Here is a 17,401-nt window from a genome sequence, read left to right as displayed (position 1 = left end):
TTTGTTAGAATACAAAACTGTATCTCATCATTTTTGATAGATACAGTTTTTCTTTTTCTGAAAATAATAGAATTTTTATCTATTTCTCTTGCTAAATTGTTTATTTATGCTATAATAGGAATAATTATTTTTAGGAGGTGTAGTATGTCTTATCTATTCGAGATTTTACCGAGTTTATTGAACGGTGCAAATATGACAATTCAAGTCTTTGCTCTGGTCTTGATCTTTTCAATTCCTTTGGGTATTGTCGTTGCCTTTGCTTTACAAGTCCGCTGGAAACCCCTCCATTATCTAATTGACCTTTATATTTGGGTGATGCGAGGGACTCCCTTGCTCTTGCAATTAATCTTTATTTACTATGTTCTCCCTAGCATTGGGATACGTTTAGATCGTTTGCCTGCTGCTGTGATTGCTTTTGTATTGAACTATGCAGCCTACTTTGCTGAAATCTTTCGTGGTGGGATTGAAACCATACCCAAAGGGCAGTATGAAGCCGCAAAAGTGTTAAAATTTAGCCCCTTTTCTACAGTTCGCTATATCATTCTTCCTCAAGTTACAAAGATTGTCTTACCGAGCGTCTTTAATGAAATTATGAGTTTGGTCAAGGATACTTCATTGGTTTATGCCCTTGGGATTTCAGATTTGATTTTGGCAAGTCGGACAGCAGCCAATCGAGATGCTAGTCTTGTTCCTATGTTCTTAGCCGGGGCGATTTATTTGATTATGATTGGTCTTGTAACCATTGTAGCGAAAAAACTTGAGAAGAAGTACAGCTATTACAGATAGGAGGATTGCTATGTTAGAATTACGAAACATTAACAAGGCCTTTGCTGGCAAACAAATCTTAACCAACTTCAGCCTATCAATTCCTGAAAAGCAAATCCTTGCAATCGTAGGTCCATCAGGAGGCGGAAAGACAACCCTATTACGTATGCTAGCTGGGTTGGAAACCATCGATTCAGGGGAAATCTACTATAACGGAGAATCGCTAGCTATAGACGAGCTAGAAAAGCGCAATCTTCTGGGATTTGTTTTCCAAGATTTTCAACTCTTTCCGCATTTGTCAGTTCTAGATAACTTAACCTTGTCGCCCATAAAAACGATGAGCATGGAGAAGGAAGTTGTTGAGAAGAAGGCGCGTGGTTTGTTAGAACAACTTGGGTTAGCTGGACATGCAGATGCCTTTCCATTCTCACTTTCAGGTGGGCAAAAACAACGGGTGGCCTTAGCGCGCGCCATGATGATAAACCCAGAAATTATTGGATATGATGAGCCTACATCAGCCTTAGATCCAGAGTTGCGATTGGAAGTGGAAAAACTTATCCTTCAAAATAAAGAGCGTGGCATGACTCAGATTGTTGTAACCCACGATCTTCAGTTCGCGGAAAACATTGCTGATCAGATCCTTAAGGTTGATCCAAAGTAGGAGGTGCCTATGAAGAGAAAGAAAATTGCCCTTGTACTTGCTCTGTTCTTTAGCTTCTTCCTGACAGCTTGTACTCAGAAGGCAAGTGATCCAAATCAGGATAATTGGGCCAAATATCAAAAACAGGGAAGCATTACCATTGGCTTTGACAATACCTTTGTTCCCATGGGATTTGAGGAAAAGAATGGCCAGTATGCGGGCTTTGATATCGACCTAGCCCAAGCTGTTTCTGAAAAGCTAGGAATTCAGATTAAATTTCAACCCATCGACTGGGATATGAAAGAAACCGAACTACAAAATGGTACCATTGATGCCATCTGGAATGGCTATACAGCAACAGATGAACGGAAAGAGAAGGTTGCTTTTACCATTCCTTACATGGAAAATCAACAAGTTTTGGTCTCTAAAAAGTCTCAAAATATCCACTCAGTTCAGGATATGACTGACAAAGTTTTAGGGGCCCAGGCTGGATCTTCTGGCTATTTGAATTTTGAAGGACAACCAGAACTACTCAAGAATCGAGTGAAAGACCAGAAGGCTAATCAATACCAAAGTTTCAATGAAGCCTTGATTGATTTAAAAAATGATCGGATTGATGCCTTGTTGATTGACCGGGTATATGCCAATTATTATCTCCAGTCTGAAGGGATATTAAATGACTACAATCTCTTTTCAGCTGGATTTGAAAGCGAAGCCTTTGCAGTCGGTGTTAGACCTGCTGATAAAACGTTGCTAGATGCCTTGAACCAAGCCTTTGTATCACTATACAAAGAAGGGAAGTTCCAGGAGATCAGCCAGAAATGGTTTGGGGAAGATGTAGCGACCAGTCAGGTGAAAAATCAAGAATAAGAAAAAGAGATTGAGTTTACCTCAGTCTCTTTTGATATTAAAAATCCTCTGGCAAGTGCCAGAGGATAAGAGCTTATACTCAATGAAAATCAAAGAGCAAACTAGGAAGCTAGCCGCAGGCTGCTCAAAGCACTGCTTTGAGGTTGTAGATAGAACTGACGAAGTCAGTAACCATACATACGGCAAGGAAACGCTGACGTGGTTTGAAGAGATTTTCGAAGAGTATTATTTCATTGTTGGGAAGAGCAATACATCACGGATAGTGGTTGTATCAGTGAGGAGCATGCAGAGACGGTCGATACCGATACCCAAACCACCTGTTGGTGGCATACCGTATTCAAGAGCCTCAATGTAGTCGTAGTCAATACCAGTTGCTTCATCATCACCAAGCTCTTTAGCTTTAGCTTGAGCTTCAAAACGGCTAAGCTGATCGATTGGGTCGTTCAACTCTGTAAAGGCATTACCGTATTCCTTAGTCATGATAAAGAGCTCGAAACGGTCAGTAAAGCGTTCGTCTTCAGGATTTTTCTTCGCGAGTGGAGAGACAGCTACTGGATGACCATAGACAAAGGTTGGTTGAATCAAGGTTTCTTCAACAAACTCTTCAAAGAAGGCATTGATGATGTGACCAACCTCAGTGTAGTGTTTCTCAACTGGAACTTTCTTCTCAGCAGCGATAGCTTTAGCTTCCTCGAAAGTCATGTCTTGCCAGAAATCTACACCAGTAATTTCTTTGATGGCATCCACCATGTGAACGCGTTTAAATGGTTCGTTGATTTTGATTTCAGTTCCTTGATAGTTGACTGGACCATCACCCTTAACTGCCTTAGCAGCGTGTTGGATAATACCTTCCGTCAAGTCCATGATATCTTGGAAGTCCGCATAAGCTTGGTAAACTTCGATAGAAGTGAACTCAGGGTTGTGAGTGGCGTCCATTCCTTCGTTACGGAAGATACGACCAATTTCATAGACACGTTCCATACCACCAACGATAAGACGTTTTAAGTGAAGCTCAGTCGCGATACGAAGTACCATATCGATATTTTGTGCATTGTGGTGAGTGATAAATGGACGAGCAGCAGCGCCCCCAGCTTCGTTGTGGAGAACAGGTGTTTCTACTTCAAGGAAACCTTTTTGGTCAAGGTAACGACGGATTTCAGAGATGATTTTTGAACGAGTGACAAAACGTTCAAAGCTTTCACGATTAGAAATCAAGTCAAGGTAACGTTTACGATAGATGGTTTCAACGTCTGTCAAACCGTGGAATTTCTCAGGAAGTGGGCGAAGTGCTTTAGACAAGTGAGTGATATGAGTTGCCTTGATAGAGAGTTCACCCATATCCGTACGCATGACTTCACCTTCGACACCGAGGAAGTCACCGAGGTCAGCCTTTTTGAAGATTTCGTAGTTTTCTTCACCGACTTCATCTTTACGAACGTAGATTTGGATTTGACCTTCACGGTCTTGGAGATGGGCAAAGCCAACTTTCCCTTTACCACGTTTAGTTACTAAGCGTCCAGCGATAGTAGCAGTTTCATTTAGTTCATGTAATTGTTCTTTATCAAGTTCTGCAAATTTGTCTTTTAGTTCTTGAGAGTTAGCAGTACGTTCAAAACGTTTTCCGAAGGGATCGATTCCTTGTTCACGGAGCGCAGCCATTTTTTCACGGCGAACGATCTGCTGGTCATTTAGTTCTTCCATATGTTCTGTAGACATGGGTTCCTCCTAATTTTACTCAAAATTTGATACGATGAGTCATTTTTTGCGATACTCCCATTTTATCATAAATAGCAGAGAAATTCACAGATATTCTTTGAAAACTAAAAAGAACTTGACTATTAAGATCAAGTTCCATTATTTTTCTTGATAGGAAGTGTCATTCCATCTTTCCATAGTGAAGGATTCAAAATCATCAGTTTCTAAAATTGTCAGACTAGCATTGGCCAAGCCTCCATCTTTGCGAAGGTGAGCCTCTTTATAGCCTAAGAGTGTACGCAGGCTAGCAGTGAGATTTGCCCCATGCCCGACAATCAAAATTCTTTCAGTCGGACTTTCTTTCAGAGATTTGATAAACTGAATGGTTCGCTGAGTCGTAGAGTAAAGAGATTCGGCTTCAAACATCCTCGTATCAAACTGAGCCAGATTAGAGCGAAAGGCCTTTATTTGTTGTGGGTAGATGGAATTGAGCGTAGTGATTTTTAATCCCTCTAGTTTTCCAAGTTGCCATTCACGCAGGTCAGGAATGATTTTTAAAGGACAAGGGGCCTGGAGTTGACTTTGGATAATTTCAGCAGACTTAACTGCTCTGGGTAAATCACTAGAATAAATCGTATCAAAAGGAATTTCCTTAAGATACTGCCCCAGTTGTTTTAGGATGTCAATGGAGTCTGGAAGAAGGGGAGAGTCACCGCTAGCACCTTGAAAACGTCCTTCAAGATTCCAGAGGGTGCGACCATGACGAACAAAATAGAGTTTCATCAGTTGTTTTCCTCCAAGAGATCAGCAAAATCTGCTTTTACAAAGCTGGCTAAGTCTTGAGGTCGGATGATAATACTTTGCCCGACTTCTCCAGCAGAGACAATCATTTTATCCAAATCCAAGGCTTTTTGATCAATAAAAATAGGATAGTTGTGTTTTTGGCGAATGCCGACGGGGTTATTAGCCCCATGAATATAGCCTGTCGTTTTTTCCAGATCTTTTTGAGGAATCATGCTGACTTTTTTATTGCCAGAAACTTTTGCTAGTTTTTTCTCGGCGAGGTGTTCTGTTAAGGGAACAATTCCGATGATTGGTCCTGTCTTGTCTCCTAATAGAGCCAAGGTTTTAAAGATATGAGTTCGATCATATTCCGAAGGAAGTTCACCCTCAAGCGCGTTGATCTGAATACCAGTATGGTCAATACCCGACTTGGTCAAGATTTGCTCGACCAAAGTTTTTTTAATCTTGACTTTTTTTGCCATTATTTATACTTATCCTCCAATTGACTCATCCAGATACCAAGCCAAATGCCAAGTGCAAAGAAGAAGGCGATGAGAACATAACTCACGATAGAAAGTCCAGTGTATTGGATACTTTCAGCACTTCCAGCATTTGGAATCAAAATCAAGAGGGTGCTTGATAGCACAATTCCAATAATAAAGTGATAAACACGGGAGTGGTAGTTGTTCAAGGCATGGTCCATTAATTTTGAAAAAACGATGAGAGTTGCACCTGCACCAATCCCGATAGGAAGGAAGGTACCAAATAAATCAAAGGTCTTAAAGCCAGTTAGCATCGGAGCGTACAGTCCTAAAATCAAGAGTAGATTTGACGGGCTTAAACCAGGCACCAAGACACCAAGCGCTAAAAGAGCACCCGCTAAGATGAAGCTAGCGAAACTGGCACTGAGTGAACCAACAACAAAGTTTAGCGCGTAGAGCCCGACACCTGAAAGGATAAAGGTGGTCCAGAACCAGACTAGGTCGATCTTGTCACGATCAGATTCTCGAGTAGATTCTTTAAGGAGGCTAGGAACCGTACCGATGATAGCTCCAGCAAAACTCCATAAAACATAGACCTGGTAATTTTCAAGCAGATACTCGATTGGATAAGAAAACAAACCAATGCCTAGCAACATCCCGATTGCTACTGGGATAAAGTATAGGACATTCGCTTTAAAATCCTTAAAAGGATGAGCCAGAAAGCTAATCATTCGCTCGTAGATCCCCAAAATAGCTGCCAAAACACCGCCTGAAATTCCTGGTAAGATAAATCCTAAGGCGATGACGATTCCTTTAATAACTCTTGCAATCCATGAAAACATCATAAAATCCTCAATTTCATAAAATTCTTTCTCTATTCTATCAATTATAACACAGACGAGAAGAAAATGAAAAAACAAGTGAAAAAGAGAGCAATTTTCACTTGTTTTATGGTCTTAAAAATAGTTTTCTGAAGGTTTCTTCTTTTTCCTTCAAGGTAGAAATGAGATTAATATCTAAATGATGCTCAAATCCAGCAATTCTTCCTTTTGAAGTATACTGATGGAGGTCATAGTCTAAATCAGTATTAGGCGTGGTTTCAAAGTAACCTGAATTCGTTCCATAAGATGGAATCCAGACAGCAGAGAACTTATCTGTATTGATACTATGCTCTTGCATGAAATAAACACCGATGTAAATTCCGATATTTTTGGCGCCAAGGGCTTCTAGTTTAGCCCTAAAAGCTTCAACACCTTCGTTCATATCGGACATTGTTTTTTCTTCAACATCGAGCCAATAGTAACTAGGGTTGTATGGAGAAGCAGCATTGTAGAAAACCTCAGCAGCTTTTTCCATTTCTTCCTTACTAGTACCTGCTAGATAGGCATAAACAGCAACTGGAACATTGCGCTTTTGAAATTCTGAAATATGATTTATATAGGCTTTATCGACACCATTGACATAGGCGGCATTATTTGTTTCAGTATGCTGACCCCCATTGTGGACGCGAACAATAACACCAGAAATATTTTGAGATAAGGTATCGTAGTTGATTTCCTCAGGTATTTGCCAGCCAGAGACGTCAATAATAGGTTTGTCAAGATTATGCAAGGCCTGATTTTCAACCTGGACTGCATTGGGTTTTGATTTGACAGGATGGTCTTCATAAGTTGGTCTATTGAGGATCAAAATAGCTATAAATATAGTAAATAAAGTAAAAATAATAGCTGGATGAATCTTTTTTCTCATATTTAAATAGTTTAACGTAAATAGATAAAAAAATCAAAGAAAACATCGGAAAAAGTGAATATATGGGCGTCTTTTCCCTATTTCTCTGTTTGTTTACTCCTAAGAAACTAAATTATGGTATAATATAAGGGAATTTCTAGAGAAAAGAGAAGATTATGTCAAATTATGCCATTATTTTAGCAGCGGGTAAAGGTACTCGCATGAAATCAGATCTTCCAAAGGTACTTCATAAAGTAGCTGGAATTTCGATGTTGGAACATGTTTTTCGTAGTGTTGGTGCTATTCAACCTGAAAAAACAGTTACTGTAGTTGGTCACAAGGCAGAGCTAGTTGAGCAAGTATTAGCCGGTCAGACGGACTTTGTTACCCAATCAGAACAACTAGGAACTGGGCATGCTGTCATGATGGCAGAGCCTATTCTCCAAAATCGTACAGGCCACACATTGGTTATCGCTGGAGATACTCCTCTGATTACAGGTGAAAGCTTGAAAAACCTTTTGGATTTCCATATCAATCACAAAAATGTTGCGACAATCTTGACAGCTGAAGCGGCAAATCCTTTCGGATACGGTCGTATCGTCCGTAACGATAATGCTGAAGTTCTTCGTATTGTTGAGCAGAAAGATGCCACAGACTTTGAAAAGCAAATTAAGGAAATCAATACAGGAACTTATGTATTTGACAATGAGCGTCTTTTTGAAGCCCTTAAAAACATCAACACCAACAATGCCCAAGGTGAGTACTATATTACTGACGTGATTGGTATTTTCCGTAATGCGGGTGAAAAGGTTGGGGCCTATACTCTAAAAGATTTTGATGAAAGTCTTGGCGTAAATGACCGTGTAGCTCTTGCAACTGCGGAAGCAGTGATGCGTCGCCGTATCAACCAAAAGCATATGGTTAATGGTGTTAGCTTTGTTAATCCGGAAGCAACTTACATTGATATTGATGTTGAGATTGCTCCCGAAGTCCAAATCGAAGCCAACGTTACCTTAAAAGGTCAAACGAAGATTGGTGCGGAGACTATTTTAACAAATGGAACTTGTATTGTAGATAGCACCATTGGATCTGGAGCTGTGATTACCAACTCTATGATTGAGGAAAGTAGTGTTGCGGACGGTGTGACAGTTGGTCCTTATGCCCATATCCGTCCAGGTTCAAGTCTGGCTGCTCAAGTTCACATTGGAAATTTTGTTGAAGTAAAAGGCTCTTCAATCGGTGAAAATACCAAGGCGGGTCATTTGACTTATATTGGAAACTGTGAAGTGGGTAGCAACGTTAATTTTGGTGCAGGAACTATTACAGTCAACTACGATGGCAAAAATAAATACAAAACTGTCATTGGCAATAATGTCTTTGTTGGATCAAACTCAACTATTATTGCTCCTGTAGAACTTGGGGATAATTCTCTGGTTGGAGCGGGTTCAACCATTACCAAGAATGTTCCTGCTGATGCCATTGCTATCGGCCGTGGACGTCAGGTCAACAAAGATGAATATGCGACTCGCCTTCCTCATCATCCTAAGAATCAGTAGGAGCCTATCATGGAATTTGAAGAAAAAACACTTAGCCGTAAAGAAATCTATCATGGACCAATATTTAAACTGGTTCAAGATCAGGTTGAGCTACCAGAAGGAAAGGGTACTGCCCAACGTGACTTGATTTTTCACAATGGAGCTGTTTGTGTTCTAGCTGTAACAGCTGAGGATAAAATTGTCCTCGTTAAGCAATACCGGAAGGCCATCGAGGCTGTTTCTTATGAGATTCCCGCGGGAAAACTGGAAACTGGTGAAAATGCAGATCCAATGGCGGCGGCCCTTCGTGAATTGGAAGAAGAAGTTGCATACACTGGTAAGTTAGAACTGTTGTACGATTTCTATTCTGCGATTGGATTTTGTAATGAAAAACTAAAACTCTACCTCGCTAGTGATTTGGTCAAGGTGGAAAATCCTCGCCCACAAGACGATGATGAAACTTTGGAAGTTTTAGAAGTAAGCCTAGAGGAGGCCAAAAACCTGATCCAGTCAGGTCATATCTGTGATGCCAAGACCATTATGGCAATCCAGTACTGGGAACTACAAAAGAAATAGAGGAGAAACCCATGGGAAAACCTTTATTAACAGACGAAATGATTGAACGTGCTAATCGTGGTGAGAAAATCTCAGGACCACCTCTTCAAGATGATGAGGAAACAAAGATCCTACCAACGTCTTCACAACATTTTGGTTATTCACGCTCTAGAGACCACGGTTTTAGTCAAGATACACTTACAATCGAAGTAGAACCAACGATTCATAAGAGTCGCCGCATTGAGAATACTAAGAGAAATGTTTTTAATTCGAAACTCAATCGCATCTTGTTTGCAGTCATCCTACTCTTGATTTTGTTAATTTTAGCGATGAAACTCTTGTAATTGAAAGGACTTGAAATGAAAATTGGAATCATTGCTGCCATGCCAGAAGAACTCCTATATTTGACTCAGAATTTGGATAAACCTCAAGAAGTCCAAGTCCTCGGAAATACATACTACACTGGCTCTGTTGGCAAGACAGAAGTTGTCTTAGTTCAGAGTGGGATAGGGAAGGTTATGTCGGCTATGAGTGTAGCTATTCTAGCTGACTATTTTCAGGTAGAAGCTATCATCAATACAGGATCAGCAGGTGCTCTTGCTGAAGGGATTGCTGTTGGTGATGTCGTGATTGCAGATAGACTAGCTTACCATGATGTGGATGTGACTGCTTTTGGTTATGCTTATGGCCAAATGGCGCAACAACCGCTTTATTTTGAATCAGACAAAACCTTTGTAGCCAAAATCCAAGAGAGTCTATCTCTGTTGGACCAAAACTGGCACCTAGGCTTGATTGCTACAGGAGATAGCTTTATAGCTGGGGATGATAAGATTGCTAGTATCAAGTCCCACTTTCCAGATGTTTTAGCTGTTGAAATGGAGGGTGCAGCCATTGCTCAAGCGGCTCAGGCCCTTGGCCTGCCTTTCCTAGTTATTCGAGCTATGAGTGACAATGCCAATCACGAGGCCTCTATCTCATTTGATGAGTTTATCATTGAAGCTGGACGTCGTTCTGCCCAAGTCTTACTAGCCTTTTTAAAGGCCTTAGATTAAGCGGGAATTTGACAGTTTATCTAGCTTATGATAAGATTTAAATAAAGAAAAGCTAGAAAACGTTTCAGAGGATATTATGAGTATTGAAATGACCGTCAGTGAGATTGCAGAGGTCTTAGGACTATCTCGTCAAGCAATCAACAATCGTGTCAAAGAACTTCCAGAAGAGGACACGAAAAAAAATGACAAAGGTGTAACTGTAGTTACTCGAAGTGGCTTGATCAAGCTAGAGGAGATCTACAAAAAAACGATTTTTGAAGATGAACCAGTCAGTGATGATGTCAAACAACGCGAACTGATGGAAATCTTGGTCGACGAGAAAAATGCTGAAATTCTTCGATTGTACGAGCAACTCAAGGCCAAGGACCAGCAGTTATCAGAAAAAGATGAGCAGATGCGCATCAAAGACCGTCAGATTGCAGAAAAGGACAAACAGTTGGATCAACAGCAACAGTTAACTCTTCAAGCCATGAAGGATCAAGAAACCTTGAAACTAGAGTTGGACCAAGCAAAAGAAGAAGTCCAAGCAACCAAAAAAGGCTTTTTTGCTCGCCTTTTTGGAGGAAAATAAAGAAGCTGTTTGGGTTACTCATTAACCTAATAGCTTCTTTTATTATTTATAGTTTAGTTTGGGTAGTAATTGAGGTAAATAATGGAAAAATTAAGAGATTATATCGCCTTTGATTTGGAATTCAATCAACACGAGGGGGTTACCCATTTAATTCAAGTATCAGCAGTCCGCTTTCAAGATGGGCAAGAATGTGCTACTTTTGATTCTTATGTTCATACTACAGCACCTTTGAAGAGTTTTATCAATGGTTTGACTGGAATCACAGCTGAAACCTTGAAAGATGCGCCAAAAGTAGAACAAGTTTTAAAGGACTTTCAAGCATTTGTTGGCGACTTACCTATTGTTGGTTACAATGCAGCTAAGAGTGATTTGCCTATTCTCTTGGAGCATGGCATTGATTATCGTGACCAGTATAAGGTTGATCTATATGAGGAGGCTTTTGAACGCCGTAGTTCTGATCTACACGGCATAGCCAATCTTAAATTGCAAACTGTAGCGAATTTTTTAGGCTTTCACGGGAAGTCTCATAATAGTTTAGAAGACGCCCGCATGACGGCGCGTGTTTACGAATCCTTTTTGGAATCTGATGACGGAAAGCTATTAATGGAAGACCAGAGTAGTTTTTCTATGAATAATCCTTTTGGTGGCTTAGATTTATCGCAATTTTTAGACTAGGAGTGCTTATGAAACCTGAAAAACCTAAAAAGCTAGGTTTTAGGAAGATATACTATAACCTAGATAAGATTTTATTTCTATTTTTCTTAATATTTATGATGGTTGAGTTTGTCTGGCTACCATTAAATTCATGGATTGCTGGCATCCTTCTGAGACAAACAGGTTACTTGTTTATCTCCTACAATAACTTTTGGGCGATTATACAAGGCTCGCCTTTTATCAGTTTAGCCTTTCTCATCTTAATTGCAATCAATCTCCTAGTTGCCTATTTCCAGATTTGTCTTTTGTTTATCGGTGCTCGCCACCTTCTCTATCATGAAAAGAGAACTTTAATTGAGTACAGTAGAAAAGTATTTCGCCAGAGCTTTCTATTCGTTAAGCGATTGAGCTTTTGTAAGATGGCTTTTGTCTTTTTTTACATTGCTATGCTTTTCCCGTTCATTCGTAAGATTTTAAAAATCTATTACCTTAACAAAATTATTATCCCGGATTTTATTGTGAATTATTGGGAAGGTAAGCATTGGCTGGTAGGACTGATTTTCATAGCATCCGCTTGGATCTTACTCTACATCTCTGTCCGATTTATGTTTGCCCTGCCTAAGATTCTCTTTGAAAGAAAGACCGTAAGAGAAAGTGTGAAATATAGTCTCCAAAAGACGAAGAAAAACGTTCTTTTCTTCTCTTGGCATCTTTTACTCATTATCATTAAAACCTATCTTTTCTTCTTTGGTCTGTTAATTCCCTTGCTTTTTGCGCAAGCAGTGATGGATAATCTAACTCAAAAAGAATCCTTGATTCTCGGAGTGATTAATTTTGTCTTGATTAAAAATTTCCATTACATGACCCTGACTTATTTCCTAGTGAAGTTTGTTTCCTTCCTGACAGGAGAAGAGCTAGAGATTATGCCAAGGCGAAAGAAAGATCATCTGATGAGATGGGGTGTCATGGGGTGTGCAAGTATCATTTTTGCCATAGAAGGCTACGTTTATCTGGAATCTCCGGATACCAATACACCTTTAGTGATTTCGCACAGAGGAGTAAGTAATAAAAACGGTGTTCAAAATACTGTGCAGTCTTTAGAAAAAACAGCTCAACTAAAACCAGATCTGATCGAAATGGATGTGCAGGAAACGAAAGACGGTCAGTTCGTGATGATGCACGATGCTAACCTCAAAAATTTAACAGGTATTAATGCTACACCGCAAGATTTGACTCTGGATGAATTAACAAATACAGATATTTACGAGAATGGTTATCAAACAAAGATTTCAAGCTTTGATGCCTATTTAGAGCGTGCAAATGCTTTAAACCAAAAATTGCTGATTGAGATTAAAACCAGTAAAAAAGATAGTCCGCAAATGATGGACCATTTCCTTGAAAAGTATGGGGCGACTATCAAGAAAAATGGACATCAGATGCAATCACTAGACTACCATGTGATTGATAAAGTGTTGACTTATGATTCTGAAATTCCAGTTTACTTTATTCTTCCCTATAACAGTATCTTCCCAAGAACCAAGGCAACGGGTTACACTATGGAGTACTCGACTTTGGATGAATACTTTGTCAATAAACTCTGGACAACTGATCAGAGACTCTATGTTTGGACCGTAAATGGTTCGGAGGCATTTGATAAAGCCGTTCGCCTCGGCGCAGATGGTATGATTACTGATGATCTTGAAATGGTCCAGTCACAAGTCACAATGACTCAAGACGATCCGGAATATACGGAATTACTCTTAAAGAAAGCAATGGAATTCTTTGATTTCTAAGAAAAAAAAAGAGAAACAGATGTTTCTCTTTTTTTGTGGATTAGAAAGGCAATTTTCCAGCGAAAGCTCCTAGTTTCTTCTTAGTCGTTTCATCAATTTGTTCAAGAGCAGCATTAATTGCTTGCGCAGTCATATCTGAAAGTGTTTCGAGATCTTCTGGATCTACAACTGCTGGGTTGAAGTCAATGCTGACAACTTTTTTGTCTCCAGTCAAAGTTGCTTGGACAAGGTCCTGAGCTGATTTTCCAACAAACTCCATGGCAGCGAGTTCTGCTTGGCTTTGTTCCATTTGTTTTTGAAGTTTTTGTGCTTGGCGCATCATGTTTTGCATGTTCATCATGGCGGTTTACAGTTTCCTTTTTTCTATTTATTTCTTTTTTATTTTATCAATTTTAGGTTCAAAAGTCTATTATTTGTTTAATTCATGAGATATATGAACTTTTATAATGAGTCTCTCAAAAAACTTTTAAGAAATTTACTATGTACACCTAGTATTCTTTGCTAAACAAATAATTTCATTTAAGTTTTCTTTAAGGTTTCTATTATATTCTAAAGAACTCTATATTAACCGAACGTTGATAGGAGAATATAGAGGATAACCTAATTTTATTTCTTAATTTGTTATGGTCTTTCCGGATTTAGCAACACATTGTTCACTTTTTATCTTAAATAGTGTGTTGATTAGACTAAATGACACTCTGTCTTTTCTTCATGATGGAGGCAGATTGTGATATAATAGATAGTAATGAGTTTTTTAGAATAAACTAAAGGAGAATATAAATGATCTATGCAGGAATCCTAGCCGGAGGAACTGGCACACGCATGGGAATCAGTAATTTACCAAAACAATTCTTGGAGCTAGGTGATCGTCCTATTTTGATTCACACAATTGAAAAATTCGTTTTAGAACCAAGTATTGAAAAAATTGTGGTTGGAGTTCATGGAGATTGGGTCTCTCATGCTGAGGACTTAGTTGAAAAGTATCTTTCTCTCCACAAGGATCGCATCATCATCACCAAGGGGGGTGCTGATCGCAATACCAGTATCGAGAAGATTATAGAAGCCATTGATGCCTATCGTCCAATCACTCCAGAAGATATTGTGATTACCCACGACTCTGTTCGCCCCTTTATCACACTTCGCATGATTCAGGACAATATCAAACTCGCCCAAAATCATGATGCGGTTGATACAGTAGTAGAAGCGGTTGACACCATTGTTGAAAGTACCAATGGTCAGTTTATCACGGATGTTCCAAATCGTGCTCACCTCTATCAAGGTCAAACACCTCAAACCTTCCGATGCAAGGATTTCATGGACTTGTATGGATCCCTATCTGATAAAGAAAAGGAAATCCTAACGGATGCATGTAAGATTTTTGTTATCAAAGGGAAGGATGTTGCTCTAGCTAAAGGGGAATATTCAAACCTTAAAATCACGACTGTGACAGACTTGAAAATCGCGAAAAGCATGATTGAGAAAGACTAAGGCTATGATTAATCAAATTTATCAACTGACCAAACCAAAGTTTATCAATGTAAAATACCAAGAAGAGGACATTGATCAGGAGAATCATATCCTGATTCGTCCAAATTATATGGCGGTTTGTCATGCGGATCAACGTTACTATCAAGGGAAACGTGATCCAAAGATATTGGCTAAAAAGCTTCCTATGGCTATGATTCACGAGTCTTGTGGAACTGTTATCTCAGATCCAACTGGTACTTATGAAGTCGGTCAAAAGGTAGTTATGATTCCAAATCAACCGCCTATGCAGAGTGACAAGGAGTTCTACGAGAACTACATGACAGGAACCTACTTCCTATCTAGTGGTTATGATGGTTTTATGAGAGAATTTGTCTCTCTTCCAAAAGATCGTGTTGTGTCTTATAATGACATTGAGGATACAGTTGCTGCCATTACCGAGTTTGTGAGTGTGGGTATGCATGCTATGGATCGTTTCTTAAATCTTGCCCACAGCAAACGGGAGCGTATCGCTGTTATCGGAGATGGTAGTTTGGCTTTTGTGGTTGCCAATATTATCAATTACACTCTACCAGAAGCTGAGATTATCGTGATTGGTCGGCATTGGGAAAAACTGGAGCTCTTCTCTTTTGCAAAAGAGTGCTACATCACAGATAATATTCCAGAAGATTTGACCTTTGATCATGGATTTGAGTGTTGCGGTGGTGATGGTACGGGACCAGCTATCAATGACTTGATTCGTTACATTCGACCTCAGGGAACGATTCTCATGATGGGAGTGAGCGAGTACAAGGTCAATATCAATACACGAGACTCTTTAGAAAAAGGTTTATTATTGGTCGGTTCGTCTCGATCAGGACGAATTGATTTTGAAAATGCAATACAGATGATGGAAGTTAAAAAGTTTGCGAATCGTCTGAAAAATATTCTTTACGTCGAAGAACCGGTGAGAGAAATCAAGGACATTCATCGTGTCTTTGCTACAGACCTAAATACTGCTTTCAAAACAGTGTTTAAGTGGGAAGTGTAAGAGATGGAGGCTAATTGTGGAGAAAATCATCAAAGAAAAAATTTCTTCTTTACTATCTGAAGAAGAGGAAGTCCTCAGTGTTGAACAACTGGGAGGCATGACCAACCAAAACTATTTGGTCAAGACAACCAATAAGCAGTATATCGTTAAATTTTTCGGAAAAGGGACCGAAAAGCTTATCAATCGTCAAGATGAAAAATACAATCTTGAATTGTTGAAAGATTTGAATCTTGATGTTAAGAATTATCTTTTTGATATTGAGTCAGGAATCAAGGTAAATGAGTACATTGATTCTGCAACAACGCTTGATTCCACTTCGATTAAGACCAAGTTTGAAAAGATTGCCCCAATGCTACAGACCATTCATGCATCAGGCAAAGAACTAAGAGGGGAATTTGCACCTTTTGAAGAAATCAAAAAATACGAAGCCCTGATTGAGGGAAATATCCCATACGCTAACTATGATGCTGTGAGAAAAGAAGTATTCTCACTAGAGAAAAGATTGGCTGATTTGGGTGTTGACAGAAAGTCTTGTCATATCGATTTGGTTCCAGAAAACTTTATCGAGTCACCTAAAGGTCGTTTGTACTTGATTGACTGGGAATACTCTTCCATGAATGATCCAATGTGGGATTTGGCAGCTCTCTTTTTGGAGTCTGACTTTACAAATCAGGAAGAAGAAGATTTTCTTGCTTATTATGAGAGTGATAAAACTCCAGTATCTCGTGAAAAGATTCGAATCTATAAAATTTTACAAGATACCATCTGGAGTTTGTGGACAGTGTACAAAGAAGCTCAAGGAGCTGACTTTGGAGATTATGGTGTGAGTCGTTACCAAAGAGCTGTTGACGGTTTGACTTATTATGGAGGTTAGGATGAAGAATAAAAATGGTGTTTCTTTCGGCCTGCTCTCAGGTATCTTCTGGGGGCTCGGTCTGACAATCAGTGCTTATATCTTTTCAATTTTTACCAATCTTTCGCCTTTTGTGGTGGCAGCGGCACATGACTTTTTGAGTATCTTTATTTTATTAGCTTTTCTCTTGATTAGAGAAGGGAAAGTTCGCTTATCAATCTTTCTAAATATTCGAAATGTCAGTGTTATTGTCGGAGCCTTGCTAGCTGGACCTATAGGAATGCAGGCCAATCTTTATGCGGTTAAATATATTGGTAGTTCTCTAGCTTCATCTGTATCGGCTATTTACCCAGCAGTTTCAGTTTTACTAGCCTTCTTCATTTTGAAACACAAGGTTTCAAAGAATACAGTATTCGGTGTTTTCTTGATTATTGCAGCGATCATTGCTCAAACCTACAAGGTTGAACAAGTAAACTCGTTTTACATTGGGATTCTTTGCGCCCTTGTCTGTGCCATTGCCTGGGGGAGTGAAAGTGTTCTCAGCTCCTATGCTATGGAAAGTGATTTAAGTGAAATTGAGGCCTTGCTAATTCGACAAGTAACCTCATTCTTGTCCTATCTTGTGATTGTGCTCTTTTCTCACCATTCATTTGCAGAAGTGGCAGATGGGCAATTATTCGGCCTCTTGATTGTCTTTGCGGCCTTTAATATGATTTCCTACTTAGCTTATTATATCGCCATTAATCGTTTGCAACCTGCGAAAGCGACAGGTTTGAATGTGAGCTATGTAGTTTGGACTGTCTTATTTGCAGTTATTTTCTTGGGTGCACCGCTAGATATGCTGACAATCATCACTTCACTTATTGTTATGGCTGGTGTTTATATTATTATTAAAGAATAAAGGAGATTC

General features: G+C 39.4%; 20 protein-coding genes. 14 read left to right on the top strand and 6 right to left on the bottom strand.

Features of this window, described 5'->3' with window-relative positions; genetic code table 11:
• The first annotated feature begins 144 nt into the window (after positions 1-144).
• The 3 genes from B7723_RS05640 to B7723_RS05630 are packed head-to-tail and all read left to right on the top strand — an operon-like array spanning position 145 to position 2,275.
• The gene (locus tag B7723_RS05640; protein ID WP_084849604.1) at positions 145-786 is read left to right on the top strand and encodes an amino acid ABC transporter permease; all 642 of its coding nucleotides are present in this window, start codon (positions 145-147) and stop codon (positions 784-786) included.
• A 10-nt stretch (positions 787-796) separates the two neighbouring features.
• A complete protein-coding gene (locus B7723_RS05635) occupies positions 797-1,426 on the top strand; it encodes an amino acid ABC transporter ATP-binding protein (protein WP_084849605.1) in 630 nt (209 codons plus the stop codon).
• 9 nt (positions 1,427-1,435) lie between these two features.
• Complete coding sequence (locus B7723_RS05630; protein ID WP_084849606.1) at positions 1,436-2,275, top strand: amino acid ABC transporter substrate-binding protein; 840 nt, start codon at positions 1,436-1,438, stop codon at positions 2,273-2,275.
• Between the two features lie 225 nt (positions 2,276-2,500).
• Here B7723_RS05630 and lysS read toward each other — a convergent pair whose 3' ends face one another.
• The 5 genes from lysS to B7723_RS05600 form a co-directional block, all read right to left on the bottom strand.
• A complete protein-coding gene (gene lysS, locus B7723_RS05620) occupies positions 2,501-3,991 on the bottom strand; it encodes a lysine--tRNA ligase (protein ID WP_000102438.1) in 1,491 nt (496 codons plus the stop codon).
• A 138-nt stretch (positions 3,992-4,129) separates the two neighbouring features.
• Positions 4,130-4,753, bottom strand: coding sequence for a histidine phosphatase family protein (locus B7723_RS05615; protein ID WP_084849607.1), 624 nt, complete (start codon positions 4,751-4,753; stop codon positions 4,130-4,132).
• On the bottom strand, positions 4,753-5,235 hold the full coding sequence (locus B7723_RS05610) for an aminoacyl-tRNA deacylase (protein WP_084849608.1): 483 nt from the start codon (positions 5,233-5,235) through the stop codon (positions 4,753-4,755). Before B7723_RS05610 ends, B7723_RS05615 begins: the two co-directional genes overlap by 1 nt.
• Positions 5,235-6,077, bottom strand: a complete 843-nt coding sequence (locus B7723_RS05605; protein WP_084849859.1) for a DUF368 domain-containing protein — start codon at positions 6,075-6,077, stop codon at positions 5,235-5,237. The genes B7723_RS05610 and B7723_RS05605 overlap by 1 nt, the downstream gene beginning before the upstream one ends.
• 106 nt (positions 6,078-6,183) lie before the next feature.
• Positions 6,184-6,984, bottom strand: coding sequence for a glycoside hydrolase family 25 protein (locus tag B7723_RS05600; RefSeq protein ID WP_049518600.1), 801 nt, complete (start codon positions 6,982-6,984; stop codon positions 6,184-6,186).
• Between the two features lie 155 nt (positions 6,985-7,139).
• On the opposite strand from B7723_RS05600, the gene glmU reads away from it, so the two are divergent.
• The 7 genes from glmU (at position 7,140) to B7723_RS05565 (ending at position 13,123) form a co-directional block, all read left to right on the top strand.
• Entirely contained in the window at positions 7,140-8,519 is a 1,380-nt protein-coding gene (gene glmU, locus B7723_RS05595; protein ID WP_084849609.1) for a bifunctional UDP-N-acetylglucosamine diphosphorylase/glucosamine-1-phosphate N-acetyltransferase GlmU, read from the top strand.
• A gap of 9 nt (positions 8,520-8,528) precedes the next feature.
• Positions 8,529-9,074: an NUDIX hydrolase gene (locus B7723_RS05590; RefSeq protein WP_084849610.1), complete on the top strand. Its 546-nt coding sequence runs from the start codon at positions 8,529-8,531 to the stop codon at positions 9,072-9,074.
• Between the two features lie 11 nt (positions 9,075-9,085).
• Positions 9,086-9,397 (top strand): cell wall synthase accessory phosphoprotein MacP, encoded by a 312-nt coding sequence (gene macP, locus B7723_RS05585; RefSeq protein WP_000517872.1) that lies wholly within the window; start codon positions 9,086-9,088, stop codon positions 9,395-9,397.
• Between the two features lie 15 nt (positions 9,398-9,412).
• Positions 9,413-10,105 carry a 5'-methylthioadenosine/adenosylhomocysteine nucleosidase gene (locus B7723_RS05580; protein ID WP_084849860.1) on the top strand — a complete coding sequence of 231 codons (693 nt, stop codon included), beginning with the start codon at positions 9,413-9,415 and terminating at the stop codon, positions 10,103-10,105.
• 76 nt (positions 10,106-10,181) lie between these two features.
• Positions 10,182-10,676 carry a chromosome segregation protein RocS gene (gene rocS / locus B7723_RS05575; protein ID WP_042768425.1) on the top strand — a complete coding sequence of 165 codons (495 nt, stop codon included), beginning with the start codon at positions 10,182-10,184 and terminating at the stop codon, positions 10,674-10,676.
• Positions 10,677-10,757: 81 nt separating this feature from the next.
• Positions 10,758-11,351 carry a 3'-5' exonuclease gene (locus B7723_RS05570; protein ID WP_084849611.1) on the top strand — a complete coding sequence of 198 codons (594 nt, stop codon included), beginning with the start codon at positions 10,758-10,760 and terminating at the stop codon, positions 11,349-11,351.
• An 8-nt stretch (positions 11,352-11,359) separates the two neighbouring features.
• Positions 11,360-13,123, top strand: coding sequence for a glycerophosphoryl diester phosphodiesterase membrane domain-containing protein (locus B7723_RS05565; RefSeq protein ID WP_084849612.1), 1,764 nt, complete (start codon positions 11,360-11,362; stop codon positions 13,121-13,123).
• Between the two features lie 40 nt (positions 13,124-13,163).
• Here the strand turns inward: B7723_RS05565 and B7723_RS05560 are convergent, their stop codons facing one another.
• Positions 13,164-13,463: a YbaB/EbfC family nucleoid-associated protein gene (locus B7723_RS05560; RefSeq protein ID WP_000981515.1), complete on the bottom strand. Its 300-nt coding sequence runs from the start codon at positions 13,461-13,463 to the stop codon at positions 13,164-13,166.
• 440 nt (positions 13,464-13,903) lie between these two features.
• On the opposite strand from B7723_RS05560, the gene B7723_RS05555 reads away from it, so the two are divergent.
• Genes B7723_RS05555 through B7723_RS05540 form a run of 4 tightly spaced genes read left to right on the top strand, consistent with a single transcriptional unit; the run spans position 13,904 to position 17,392 of the window.
• Positions 13,904-14,611, top strand: a complete 708-nt coding sequence (locus tag B7723_RS05555) for an IspD/TarI family cytidylyltransferase (protein WP_049505755.1) — start codon at positions 13,904-13,906, stop codon at positions 14,609-14,611.
• 4 nt (positions 14,612-14,615) lie between these two features.
• On the top strand, positions 14,616-15,638 hold the full coding sequence (locus B7723_RS05550; RefSeq protein ID WP_033605647.1) for a ribitol-5-phosphate dehydrogenase: 1,023 nt from the start codon (positions 14,616-14,618) through the stop codon (positions 15,636-15,638).
• 16 nt (positions 15,639-15,654) lie between these two features.
• On the top strand, positions 15,655-16,512 hold the full coding sequence (locus B7723_RS05545) for a phosphotransferase family protein (RefSeq protein WP_084849613.1): 858 nt from the start codon (positions 15,655-15,657) through the stop codon (positions 16,510-16,512).
• Between the two features lies 1 nt (position 16,513).
• A complete protein-coding gene (locus B7723_RS05540) occupies positions 16,514-17,392 on the top strand; it encodes a DMT family transporter (RefSeq protein ID WP_084849614.1) in 879 nt (292 codons plus the stop codon).
• Positions 17,393-17,401: the final 9 nt, after the last annotated feature.

The sequence above is a fragment of the Streptococcus oralis subsp. oralis genome, assembly GCF_002096435.1.
In the GTDB taxonomy this organism is placed as follows: domain Bacteria; phylum Bacillota; class Bacilli; order Lactobacillales; family Streptococcaceae; genus Streptococcus; species Streptococcus oralis_AA.
Note: the sequence above shows the minus strand (reverse complement) of the source record. Positions and strands in the feature narration are given on the sequence as shown.